Below are 12,305 nucleotides of genomic sequence, written 5' to 3' on the forward strand. Positions count from 1 at the left end.
TCGTAGGTGGCGGAAGGCCCGGCGCTGTGCGCCGCCGCCCGAGCAAGGGCTCGGGCGCTACAGAAGCACTGTCAGCTGTAGAGCCGAGCCCACGCTCGGCTGCGCTTCTCAACGCAGCGCCAGGTCCACGGCGATACCGGCAAACAGCGCGGCGCCGACCCAGTTGTTGTGCAGGAACGCCTTGAAACACGGGCCGCGCTCGCGGTTGCGGCAGATCCAGAATTCGTACACCACCAGCGCGGTGGCCACGGCCACGCCGGCCAGGTAGTAGCCACCCAGCCCGCCGCGCACGCCAACCAGCGCCATGGTGGCCAGGAACAGCGCGTACAGCACGCCCTGGATGACCAGATCGAGATCACCGAACAGGATCGCGGTGGAGTGCGAGCCCATCTTCAGGTCGTCCTCGCGGTCGACCATGGCATACCAGGTGTCGTAGGCGGTGGACCACAGGATGTTGCCGGCATACAGCAGCCAGCCCAGCATCGGCACCTCGCCCTGCACGGCGGCGAACGCCATCGGGATGCCCCAGCCGAACGACATGCCCAGGTAGACCTGCGGCAGATGGGTGTAGCGCTTCAGGTACGGATAGCTGGCGGCCAGGAACACGCCGATGAAGCTCAGGCCGATGGTCAGCCCGTTCAGGGTCAGCACCAGGCCGAACGCCACCAGCATCAGCACGGCGAACAACGCCAGCGCGGCACGGCCGCTGATCGCGCCGGTGGCCAGCGGCCGCGCCTTGGTGCGCTCCACATGCGGGTCGAGCCAGCGGTCAGCGTAGTCGTTGATGACGCAACCGGCCGAGCGGGTCAGCCACACGCCGGCGGTGAACACGAACAGCGTCCACAGCGGCGGCAGGCCACCGGCAGCCAGCCATAACGCCCACCACGTGGGCCACAGCAGCAGCAACGTGCCGATCGGGCGATCAGCGCGCATCAGACTCCAGTAATGCCGCCAACGCGGCGTCGCCGGCGACTGCGGCGAAGTGAGGGGGGTATCAGCCATGGCGATAGGATACTCCTGCCCTTCTGGCAGGGCTTTGCCGGTGGGGGGAGATTTGTTCGGCGAAACTGGATAGAATGCCCGTCCCGCACCGCTTCATGGCGGTGCGATGCCCGCCCCGGCACTGGCCGACGGCGCGGCGGTTCTACAACGCGCCCGTAGCTCAGCCGGATAGAGTAGTGGCTTCCGAAGCCATTGGTCGGGGGTTCGAATCCCTCCGGGCGCGCCATTTTTCCTTCGTTGCCTGGCCGGCGCGCCGCCAGAAATGTCAGGGAATGAACGTTGCCGAGCGATGCTCGCAACCGGCAGCGTCCTGTACCACGATGGAGTAATTCGCGCCCGCGCTGGATGCGCCGGGCAGGAACAGGCCATCACCATCGAACAGAACGCTCTGCTGTTCATCCTGCCCGATCGACAGCCCGATCGCTCCCGGTGTGATTTCCTCAAGGATCACGTTGTAAGGCCGCCAGGCATCCTCGCCTGTGCGCCTCATCTCTGCGCGAGCGGTCCTTGGGTTCAACCTGCGTCTCTCATCCACCCACAGCTGAAGCGGCTGATCAGCATTGTGGGTGACCTGGAAGCGCCCGTAGGTCAGTCCGTCGACGCTCTCGGTGCCGACGTAGGTGAAATGGGCCGGCGGACACTTCGTGGTGCGGCTCGGATGCGCCGCACAGGATGTCAGTGCAACCACGAGGCAAAAGGCGTTCAGGTGCTTCATGGCTTCGAGGCCTGACGTGGGTGGTTGTCGCGGCGGTGTTCGGCAGTGAGGGCAACCAGCACTACGCCCCAGAGCGGCGTGAGCAGCACGACGCTCATCACCGTCAGCGAAACCAGTACCTGCCAGAGCAGCGATCGGCTGAATCCGCTGAATCTATAGGCTTCCAGTACAAGCACCACGACCTGGGCCAGAAGGCCCGCGAGCAGCCCCAAGCCAGCCCCCTGGGCAAGCCGCCTGATCGTAAGGCGGCCCGCGGCGGGAACCCGTGCGCAGATTCCCAGCAACAAAAGGCTGACGGCATACAACCAGAAGAAAACCTGATGTGAGTCGAAGGCGTAAAGCGCCCTGCCCACAAAGTGCAGGAACAGCCAGAGTGCTCCACACGACACCGCGTAGGCCAGCCCGTACCGAAGAATCTGCCTGGCTTTCATCTTGTACCTCTCCGAGGGCGTGCAGCTCGATCGCGTTCTTTTGTGGAGGAGTGCGGGAGCTCATGCACCTTGCCTCCCGCTTGGCGCCCTACTCGCGCAAGGCATCGCGCAGCGCTCGAGAGTACCTGCCTGCCTCCAGCGTTCGCAGCTGGGCCAGTGGAATCCGATACCTCCTGAACAGTGCGGCCAGTTCCAAGACCTCCCCCTCCAGAACCGCATCTGGATCCAGGGGGAGATAGATGACATCCCCTCTGCCGACCACATTCCCGATGCAGCCGATTCGACCGCGCACCCGAGGCGCTCTACGTCTCGTCGCCCGAAGGCGGGTAAATTTCCACCGCCAAACCGAGGCCCAAAGTTGTGACTCTGGTGAGAACTGCACGATCCAGTTCAAATCCGCCAAGTCCGCCCACAAAGATGCTGATATAGAATTCTGCCCTCCCTCCCGTATCTGTGATGTGGCCAATGAACTCACGCTTGTTTATCAGAAAATCGCACCAACGGGAGATCTCCTCATCCAACTCGACATTCACCTTCCTCGCGAGAGGAATAGATAGATAGGTAAATTCATAGAGCTGCTGATCCTCACCCTGCCGAGCTGGTCTAGGCTCACCTGCACTGCGGGCAAAGCGGGACTCCAAACCAATTTCCTCCCTAATGGATTCAGCAGAAACAGAGGGATGGAAAAACCTAAGTGAAATATTCACCAAAAGACCACTCACGCATCACCTCCCAAAACCATAATCACTAATATTCCCCTCCATTCTACCTTTGCCGTCCTGCGTCCCAACCCAAATATCGCCATTTGGGGCTATACCAGTCCAGTGCGTCGGGCTAGCAGCGGAACCTTCCTTAATGGTTTCAACGGCACCATGATCAAGCCCGAAGGATTTTTTGGCCGTGTCTATAGGGAGTGTTCCTACTGGACAGTTCGTAGGCTTGGATCGCGCACCGTCCTTTTTCTTGCTGAAGTAGAGGTTGGCGAGAGCATCCACGATTACTGGCAAACTTACCGTCGCACCAATGAAAGCATCGATTGGCGAGTGGATCGGACTCATATCAATGTATGGCGCAGGAGCTTGCCCTTCCCCATAGCCCGGGAGGTCAGGATTCCACTGCTGGTAACCACTTCCAGGCCGATACGCTGGAGGTGGCAATCGCATAGCCCGAGCTGCACCGGACTGTAAGCCAAGACGATCCAAAGCAGACGCAGGGTTCCCACTCACATATGAATAAGTACTGATGCCTCCAACCAAACCAATCGGATCACTCTGCGAGTACCGCCCCACCATTGGTTCATACTCACGCTGGTAGTTGTAGAACAACCCACTCGCATCCGTGGCCTGCTGGCCCGGGAAGCGCAGTGCCAGCTCGAATGCCACACCATCGCCATCCGGGTCGGCACTCGGAATCTGGTTGCCGAACACTTCGCTCTTGTTGCTCCACTCCCAGATCGCGACATCGCGCACCGGATCGATCACCACGCGCGGCGTACCCAGATGATCCGGCTGCACGTAGGTCAGTTCAGGCACGCCGGTAGCCGGCACATTGATCAGCGCTACCGGATAGTTGTCCAGCCAGATGGCCTGCTGCTGCGCCTGCCCGGTCGCCGAGTAGTTGCCAACCCACTGCCCGGCTTCGTCATAGATCGTGACCTGCGCATCGCCACCAGCCGGGGTGCGCAGCACGCGCTCGCCGCGATGGTTGTAACCGTAGCTCTCCAGTGTGGCGTTACCCTGCTTCACCGCGTTCATGCGGTTGGCATCGTTGTAGGTGAACGCCTTGCTGCCAATGCTGGTGGTATTGCCCGCTGCGTCATGGCTGCGTGCCTCGCCATCCACAGCAGTCAGGCGATGGCTGGTTGCGGGATAAGTGTAGCTGGCAGTGCCTGCCGAGGTGGTCAGCGCGGTGCGATTGCCGGTGGCGTCATACGCATAGGTTTCAATCGGCGTGCCGGTCGCGCCGTCCTGGGTCTGGGTCAGGCGACCCAGCGCGTCGTAGGCGTACTTGGCCAGCACCGTCGAGCCTGTGCCGTTCTTCAACTCGGTGATCGAACCGACGGGATCATAGCCATAGCCCAGCGACAGGCCGCCTGCCGCCGGGTCATGCACCGCCTGCGGGCGATAGTCCAGATCCAGCGGACGCTGCAGCTGGCGGCCGTTGCCATAGGTCCAGCCGGTCGCCGGGCCGAAGGCCGCGTAGGTCACGTTGTTCACCACGATCTGGCGGGCTTGGCCGGGCCGGGTCAGGCCGATCTGGCTGATGCGCCCCTGAGTATCGCGCACGTAGTCGGCGACGCTGCCATCGGGATACGTCAATGCCGTCAGGCGACCCGACTTGCTGTACGCATAGCGCAGCGTACTGGCAACGCCGTTGACGGTCTGCACCTTGCGGGTGACCTGGCCGAAACGGTCATGGCAGTACTGGGTGCTGCCATTGGCGTGCAGCACCTGCCCCAGGCGCCCCTTGGCGAAGCGCTCGTCGGCGGCACAGGCGGCCGGCGCAACGTCATAGCTGTAGCCCACGTCCAGATTGGGGTCCGGATAGGCGATGCCGATCAGGCGGTTGAGTGCATCGTAGTGATAGGTGGCGGTGACGCCGCGTGCATCGGTGGCCGTCTTGCGATTGCCAGCCGCGTCCACGGTGTAGCTGCTGGCGCCGCTATCTGGGCTGACTTGCCCGGTCAGGTCACCGAACCCGTTGTAGGCATAGGTCGTATGCAGACCTTTCGGGTCGGTGACCTGGGTGACCTGGTCCAGTGCGTTGTACTGGCTGCGGATCTCCGCCGCCACGCCACCCACGTCCTGCAGGGTCTGGGCCAGGCGGTTCAGCGGGTCGTACTGCTGGCTGGTCACGCGCTGCAGGGCGTCGGTGACCGTCTGCGGGTTGCCGTTGGCATCGTAGGCAAAGCCGGTGGCGTGGTTGCCCGCATCCTTCAGCGCGGTCAACTGGCCGAGCGTGTTGAACGTCCGTGCCAGGGTACGGCGCAGGGTTCCGCCAGTATCCAGCGTGTCTTCCTTGAGGCGGTTGCCGGCGTTGTCCAGCGCATAGTGAATGGTGTTACCCGCACTGTCCGCGATGTCCGTCAGCCGCTGGGCGGCGTCATAGACATAGGTAACGCTGCTGCCGTCAGGCTCGGTGATCTGTTGCACCTGGCCGGTCGGCCAGTAGCTGATCTGGGTCACCCGATCCTCGGCTGTGGTGGCACCGCGCACGGTGACCGAGGTCGGCCAGCCGCGCGCATGGTAGGTGTAGTCGGTGACCACGCCGTTGGCATCCTTGACCGACAACGGCCGTCCGAACGCGTCGTAGGCCAGAGTCTCGACCGTCTGGCCCAGCGCATTGGTCACGCTGCGCAGGTCGCCCTTGCGATAACTGCAGGCACCATTGGCCGCGCATCCCGCGTCGTCCGCAGTGTAGTAGGCATAGGTGGACACATCCGCCACATCACTGCGTGGGCCATCCACGCTACGCAGCAGTCCCACCAGCGGGCACTCCGGCCCTTCGGCCTCACAGTAGGTCTGCGTGGTGATGCGGGTATCACCGGTCACCCTGTCGCGCACGGTGATGGTGGTTGGCTGGAGGCGCGCATTGCGTGCGATGCGCATCTCACGGTTACCGATGGCCTGCTGCACCAGCCGATTGCTGTCCATGGCCACGCGCGTTTCGCTGACGCGCTGATCCGGAGTACCGGCCGCTTCGGTGGTGGTGGTCACACTGACAGCACCTGCGGCAGCGTCGCTGGCCTCCGCATAGGCGTAGTTGGTAACAACGCCACGGCGATCGGTCACCGACTGCAGCCGACGCCGGAAATCGGTGCCCTCGGGCAGATAGGTGCGACTGATGCTGCCGTTGCTCTCGGTGATGCCATTGACCTTGCGCGGAAGGCCACTGGTGCCGCTGGCGGTCAATGCGTACGTACTCTGCTTGCCTAGTGCGTCGGTGACGATGGTGGTGCCTGCCGGGGTGTACTCCAGGCGCACGCCATCAATGCCCACGTCGGCTTGGCTGCAATCGCCGGAATGGCGGCTGCAGGTGACTCGCCCTTGCGTGTCATAGCCGTACCAGCTGTAGCGCTGGCTGTCTTCGGCGGTCACGCCGGTCAGGTAGCCCGGGAAGCGGGCGTCCTCATAGTGATACGTACGGCTGGCACCGTCGGCATAGGTCGCGGTGATCAGTTCCCCGGCCGGAGAATAGGCGTAGCTCACCACAGGCTGGCCGGCGATTACCAGGGCCGAGATCAGTGAATCGTCGCCCGGCGCGAGGTACTGGACATCCACGCGCCGACCGGTTGAATGGGTGATGCTGAGCAGGCGACCGCGGCTGTCGTGTGCATAGGTCAGCGAAGTACCGTCTTCGAAATCACGGCGCTGCATCAAGCCATCAGCATCAAAATAGATGCGCTCTCCGGCACGTGAAAGTTGCCAGTTGGTGCCCTGCTGGACCGCGCGATCGCCGCTTCCGTCCATGGCTTCGTAGCTTGCCCCCACTTTCTGGAATGCGGTCTGCCCGCCATCGGCGCCGATCAGCCCAACTTTCAGTTCGGAGCTGGGAGGGAAGGTGGAATCGTCTACGCCTGCGGTAAGCCGCAGATTGTGGGAATGGGTCCAGCCCGTGCCCAACGCGCCGCCCGCCGTGCTTGTCAGGGAGTGATAGTGGCGTTGGAAGCTCACCCATCCTAGATTGAAATCCGGCTCAGGCTGGGATTTATCGCCAGTGGTCGGATCACACGGGTTACCAACAGGACACTGCTGCGGCGGCAGCGGCCCGCTTGTGTAGGAGAGCATGGGCGACATGTGCGGCTCGTCCTGCTGGACCAGAGAGCACATCTGCAGGGCCTCATTCCACGTCAGGGACGGTCGATTCGGACAAAGCGCCGTTCTGGCCCGGCGCACATGCTCCCACCCCACTATCGACGAGCATTCTTGAGTGCTCTGATGATAGAAGTTCAAGGTGTAATGGAAATTCTTCTCCTCGTTGGTGACGCTACCGTCGTCGCCCCTGCCAAGTCCAAGGAGCTCCACCCAAGGATCCTCCGTGAGTGAAGTCGCCGGGCACTGCGGGTCGCTGACGCGGGTAGCGAGGATCACGCTACGAATCTGATCTTCGGATGAGTACTCCTGCCCTGAGTGGATGTAGACCCAGTCGGTAGTAACGATCTTCTCGGGTCTCACCCGGTAATCGTAGATGACCTTCTTTCCAAGGACGCGTTGGCGTTTGACATGCCAATTGAAGGGTTTGTCCTTTTCGTACTGGGAAAAGAGCGACTTGATGTCCTTCTGCACCGCCGCTTCGGTAGCTCGCGGCTGGCCCATCGACAGGTAGCTCTCCCATTTCTTCTGCACCTCCTGCGCCTGCGCAGCCCAAGGAGCCAAGCTCCCCAGCGCGATCATCGCCAGTGCGGCACACGAAATGGTCTTCAGTCGTTCCAACATCCCTGTTCTCCTTCCTGGACAAACACAGCACCGGCAGGAACGAGAACGTGGGGCGGTTGCCTCACCACGTCATGCTTCGGATCGTCCCTGGTCCGGAATGCGGTCTGACCGCATGGGGGACGTTATCTCCGATGTCGTTTACACATTCAAGTCAGAAAGTGTGGAGTGGGTCGGATTTCAGAGTTTTCTGATGCAGGGGGGGGAGCGTGTCGGAAATTCAGCCGAGCGTGGGCTCGGCTCTACAAGGCGAATGCCTCCAGAAACAGAAACACCGGGCAGTGCCCGGCGTCTCCGTCACAGCGTGGAAGGGTGTAAACCTCAATACTTACCGTCGAACGCGAAGATCGGCTTGCGCGTCTTCCACGCACCAGCAGTAAAGTCCGGGAACTCCAGCGTCTGGAAGCTGTTGGCGATCGACTGCTCGCTCAACGGGGTGATCGCACTCCAGGTCACTGCGTCGTAGATGTCGATCGGCATCGGTGCCTTGGCCTTCAGCGCTTCAACAAATGCATGGATGACGAACCAGTCCATGCCGCCGTGGCCGGCGCTGGCGGCGGTGTCGGCATTCTGCTTCCACAGCGGGTGCTCGTACTCGTCCTGGTACTTCTTGAACTCTTCCCACTGGTGCGGCGGGCTGCGGCCTTCGATGTGGATCGAATGGTTCACATCCATCCACAGGCCCTTGGTGCCCTGCACACGGAAACCCATTGAATACGGGCGCGGCAGCGAGGTGTCGTGCTGCAGCAGGATGGTCTCGCCGTTCTCGCAGGCCAGCGTGGTGGTGACGATATCGCCGAGCTTGAACTTCACCTGGGTGCTGGGGTGGGTGGTGCCACCACTCTTGGCCACGGTGTATTCGTGCAGGCCGCGTGCCTTGGTCGCGAAGGCGTTGATGTGGGTGAAGCGGTTGCCACGGTTGATGCCGGTGTACATCGCACAGGGGCCGATGCCGTGGCTGGGGTACAGCTCACCATTGCGTTCCACCGAATGCTCGGTGCGCCAGCGAGCTTCGCTCCAGCCCTTCGGACCGAACTCCACGCCGCTGTCGTAGGGCTGGTTGGGGTCGCCGGAATTGAACTTCACGCCGCGCAGGTCGTGCTGGTAGCCGGCCTGCAGATGCACCAGTTCGCCGAACAGGCCCTGGCGCACCATCTGCAGCGCGGCCATCACGTCGCGGCGGTAGCAGACGTTCTCCAGCAGCATGTACGGGGTGCCGGTGCTCAGCTGGGTCTTCAGCACGTCCCAGTGGTCCTGCAGCGTGATGCCGGCCACCACTTCACAGCCCACGGCCACGCCGGCCTGCATGGCGGCAATCGCCATCGGTGCGTGGTACTCCCACGGCGTGGCGATGATCACGCCATCGATGCCCTTCTGTTCCAGCAGGCGCTTCCACGCGTTGGTATCACGATCCTGGCCATAGGTCTTCGGCGCGGGCTTGCCGGCCTTCGCCACCATCTCTGTGGCACGGCCCAGCATGATCGGCTCGACGTCGCACAGGGCAACCACTTCGACGTCGTCGCGGCGCACCAGCTCCTTCAGCAGCACCAGCCCGCGCATGCCGGTACCGATCATGGCCAGGCGCACCTTGCGCCCGCGTGCCCATGCCGGGGTCTGCGGCAGCAGGCTGCTGGCGGCGACAGCGGCACTGGCCGCGATGAATTCCCTACGCTTCATGGCAGACATCTCTCCTCTTGGCAGCGTGCCGGCCGCAGCCGGCACGCCAGGTCACGCAAACGGAATTACTTGAACCGGTAGCCGATGGTCACACTGTAACCACGGCCGAAGATGGTGGCGTAGTCACTGGAGTCACCCAGGAAGCTGTTCGGATCGTAGAACGGCAGGCGGTTGAACAGGTTCTTGACGGTGAAGCTCAGGTTCCACGCATCGTCCGGGCGCCAGGTGACGCTCATGTTGGCGGTCCACCACGACGGTGCACCATCGCACTTGCTCTTCTGCAGGGCCAGGTAGCCGCCGGTGCAGGTTTCCTTGTTGTTGCTCTCTTCGTCGATCTGGTCGGTAGCCCACTTGGTGCCACCCACGTAGTTGACGAACATGCTGGTGGTCACCTGCTTGTAGGTCCAGTCTGCATTGAGCGTGGCACGCAGGCGCGGATTGTTGTAGTAGCCCACCACGTCGCCGTAGTACCAGCCGTTCTCGGCGTCCATGTAGAAGCGGTTGCGGTTGGCGATGGTGGCGGCCAGGCCGATGTTCAGGTTGCCCCAGTCGCCCAGCGAGAAGCGGCTGCGCGCGTCGATGTCGAAGCCGTCGATCAGCGTCTTGCCGCGGTTCTTGTACTGGCCGACCACGCTGGCCACGTTACCGGCGGAGTAGCCCGGCAGGGTGGCCGGGCAGCTCACGCCGCTGGCCGGATCGGCGCACATTGCCGCCAGCTGCGCCAGGTTGGCGCGGTCGCTGTCGGTGATCGGCGAGCGCGACATCGAGATGATGTCTTCCATGCGGCGATAGTCCGGCGCGACGATTTCGTTGTCACGGTAGATGAACCAGTAGTCGGCCGACACCGACAGCCAGGTTGCCGGCTCGTAGACGAAGCCGAGGGTGGCGATCTTGGCCTTTTCCGGCTTCAGGTCCTTGTTCGGCTGGGTCATGCGCGCCACGGTGCGGCTGCAGTCGACGTTCAGCAGGGTCTTGCCGAGGTCGACGTCACCCGGCCGCTGCGACTTCAGCAGCAGGTTGGCGATGGCGTTGGTCTCGCCGCAGCGCAGTTCGTCACGGAAGCCACCGAGCTGGGCGAACACGCCGCCGTTGCCGGACTCGGCCAGGCTCGGTGCGCGGAAGCCGGTGGAATAGGTGCCGCGCAGCATCAGCTGATCGAACGCCTGGTACTTGAAGCCGATCTTCGGCGCGATGTTGGCGCTGAAGTTCGGGTACTTGTCCACGCGCACCGCCGCATCCACTTCCAGCTTGTCGGTGATCGGCGCCACGGTCTCGGCGAACAGCGCGTAGGTGTTGCGCTTGCCGTCGAACCACGAGCCGCCCTGCTGGGTGATCAGGCCATTGGCCGCATCGGCATTGCCCGGGGTGTAGAAGGTCTCACGGCTGGCGTTGAAGCCGAACGCGGCGCGCATCTCGCCCGCCGGCAGCTGGAACAGCGGTCCTTCGATCTTGCCGTCCAGGGTATGCAGGCGGGTCCACGACTGGATGTCGAAGGTCGGGAACGCTTCACGGATCAACGCGGCGTTGGCTTCGCTGATCTCGCCGAACTTGTACGCCGGGTGGTCGGAGATGATCACCCGACCGGTGCCCGGATCGATCGTGTACGGCCCGAACGCCTTCTCGAAACCCTTGGTGTTGACGTTGATCGTCTGGTAGGTGGTGGAGTGGGTACCAGCGCTGGCGAATGCGGTTTCCCAGTTCCAGTCACCCGCGTTGCCACGTGCGCCCGCCAGCACACGATAGCTCTTGTCGGTATTGCGCTGGCCGAAGTAGTTCGGGCCGGCATCCTGCAGCAGGTAGTTCAGGCCGACCACGCCGCCCATCATGGCCTTCAACTGCGGGCTGGCGTGGTTGTACTCGTTGTTCGGGCCCAGGAACGGGTACAGGAACTGGTTGACGGTGTTGCCGGTGTTGCGCGAGAACCAGCTGGTCGGGTTGCCGGTCGTGGTGCCATAGGTGCGCGGCGTGCCGCCGTTGGCGCGCAGGTCGATGTCGGTATAGGTCGCCTCGGCGAAGATCTCGGTGTTGTCACCGACCAGGAAGGTGCCGTTGAGGTAGGCGGTGTTGCGCTCGGACTTGGCGCCGGCATCGATCTCGTTGTTCATCCAGGTTTCCCAGACGCAACGCGGGCCGGCCGCTTCACTGGTCAGCACGTTCCTGCAGCCCGGCGCAGCTTCCTGTACGCGGCGGCCGGTAACGGGATCGAAGGCGAAGTAGGTGCCCGGGTTGAACTCGCCCGGCTTGCTGCCCACGCCCAGGCGCAGGTTGTTGAGGTAGTTCGGGTTGTTGACGTAGTACTGGTCCGGACGCTTGTCGTAGAAATCGCTCAGCGGAATCGCGTCGCGACGGTACATGTTGACCGCGCCGTAGATGTTGAAGCGGTTCTCGGCCAGGTCACCGAAGCCGGCGGTGATGCTGGCCTGGCGCTCACCGTAGGAATCGATGCGCGAGGAGGTGTCGTTGGTGAAGCTGATCTCGGCACCCTGGAAGTTGCGCTTGGTGATCACGTTGATCACGCCGGCCACCGCGTCGGTACCGTACACGGCCGACGCGCCGTCGGTCAGTACTTCCATGCGCTCGATGGCCGCCGCCGGGATCGCGTCGATGTTGACGAACTGGGTTTGGAAGCCGGCCGGGGCACCGTAGTACGACAGGCGGCGACCATTCAGCAGCACCAGCGTGCCCTGCGCGCCCAAGCCACGCAGGTTGGCCTGCGAGGCACCGTCGGAACCGGTGAACAGCGAACGCGCATCCTGCTGCGCAGGGCGTGCGGCCGGCAGGTTGTCGAGCACCTGCAGCAGCGTGCGCGCACCCATGTTCTGGATGTCCTGCTTGCTGATCACCTGCACCGGCGAGGCGGTTTCAACGTCGGTGCGGCGGATGTTGGAGCCGGTGACCTCGATGCGGGCCAGGTCGGTGGCGTTGTCCTTGCTCTCCTGGGCGAAGGCAGGAGCAGCAAGCGAGAACAGCGCGCCGGCAATGGCCAGCGTCAGCGGAGCGATCGGGCGGCAGGGGGGGCGGTGGTGGCGGGCGGGCAACATCGGGGTT

7 protein-coding genes and 1 tRNA gene are annotated in these 12,305 nt (G+C 63.2%); 1 reads left to right on the top strand and 7 read right to left on the bottom strand.

Annotated features, from left to right (window positions below; genetic code table 11):
* Positions 1 to 108: 108 nt before the first annotated feature.
* The gene (gene ubiA, locus ACUDTM_RS11385; protein ID WP_005411493.1) at positions 109 to 1,002 is read right to left on the bottom strand and encodes a 4-hydroxybenzoate octaprenyltransferase; all 894 of its coding nucleotides are present in this window, start codon (positions 1,000 to 1,002) and stop codon (positions 109 to 111) included.
* Between the two features lie 149 nt (positions 1,003 to 1,151).
* On the opposite strand from ubiA, the gene ACUDTM_RS11390 reads away from it, so the two are divergent.
* Positions 1,152 to 1,228 (top strand) — tRNA-Arg (locus ACUDTM_RS11390).
* A 39-nt stretch (positions 1,229 to 1,267) separates the two neighbouring features.
* On the opposite strand, the gene ACUDTM_RS11395 is transcribed toward ACUDTM_RS11390, so the two are convergent.
* From ACUDTM_RS11395 to ACUDTM_RS11420, 6 genes are all read right to left on the bottom strand, one after another.
* Positions 1,268 to 1,717, bottom strand: a complete 450-nt coding sequence (locus ACUDTM_RS11395) for an adhesin (RefSeq protein ID WP_188238981.1) — start codon at positions 1,715 to 1,717, stop codon at positions 1,268 to 1,270.
* Positions 1,714 to 2,148: a hypothetical protein gene (locus tag ACUDTM_RS11400; RefSeq protein WP_438914890.1), complete on the bottom strand. Its 435-nt coding sequence runs from the start codon at positions 2,146 to 2,148 to the stop codon at positions 1,714 to 1,716. The genes ACUDTM_RS11395 and ACUDTM_RS11400 overlap by 4 nt, the downstream gene beginning before the upstream one ends.
* A 302-nt stretch (positions 2,149 to 2,450) precedes the next feature.
* The gene (locus ACUDTM_RS11405; RefSeq protein ID WP_134955282.1) at positions 2,451 to 2,870 is read right to left on the bottom strand and encodes a hypothetical protein; all 420 of its coding nucleotides are present in this window, start codon (positions 2,868 to 2,870) and stop codon (positions 2,451 to 2,453) included.
* Between the two features lie 3 nt (positions 2,871 to 2,873).
* Complete coding sequence (locus ACUDTM_RS11410; protein WP_438914889.1) at positions 2,874 to 7,583, bottom strand: RHS repeat-associated core domain-containing protein; 4,710 nt, start codon at positions 7,581 to 7,583, stop codon at positions 2,874 to 2,876.
* Between the two features lie 318 nt (positions 7,584 to 7,901).
* Positions 7,902 to 9,257, bottom strand: a complete 1,356-nt coding sequence (locus tag ACUDTM_RS11415; protein ID WP_438914888.1) for a Gfo/Idh/MocA family protein — start codon at positions 9,255 to 9,257, stop codon at positions 7,902 to 7,904.
* A 65-nt stretch (positions 9,258 to 9,322) separates the two neighbouring features.
* A complete protein-coding gene (locus tag ACUDTM_RS11420; RefSeq protein ID WP_438914887.1) occupies positions 9,323 to 12,298 on the bottom strand; it encodes a TonB-dependent receptor domain-containing protein in 2,976 nt (991 codons plus the stop codon).
* Between the last annotated feature and the right edge of the window lie 7 nt (positions 12,299 to 12,305).

Source organism: Stenotrophomonas maltophilia group sp. vghtpe118 (assembly GCF_052605195.1).

Coding starts and splice junctions, on each gene's coding strand:
- ACUDTM_RS11410 (WP_438914889.1), bottom strand. CDS start 7,583: ATGTTGGAACGACTGAAGACCATTTCGTGTGCCGCACTGGCGATGATC.
- ACUDTM_RS11415 (WP_438914888.1), bottom strand. CDS start 9,257: ATGAAGCGTAGGGAATTCATCGCGGCCAGTGCCGCTGTCGCCGCCAGC.
- ACUDTM_RS11420 (WP_438914887.1), bottom strand. CDS start 12,298: ATGTTGCCCGCCCGCCACCACCGCCCCCCCTGCCGCCCGATCGCTCCG.
- ubiA (WP_005411493.1), bottom strand. CDS start 1,002: ATGGCTGATACCCCCCTCACTTCGCCGCAGTCGCCGGCGACGCCGCGT.
- ACUDTM_RS11395 (WP_188238981.1), bottom strand. CDS start 1,717: ATGAAGCACCTGAACGCCTTTTGCCTCGTGGTTGCACTGACATCCTGT.
- ACUDTM_RS11400 (WP_438914890.1), bottom strand. CDS start 2,148: ATGAAAGCCAGGCAGATTCTTCGGTACGGGCTGGCCTACGCGGTGTCG.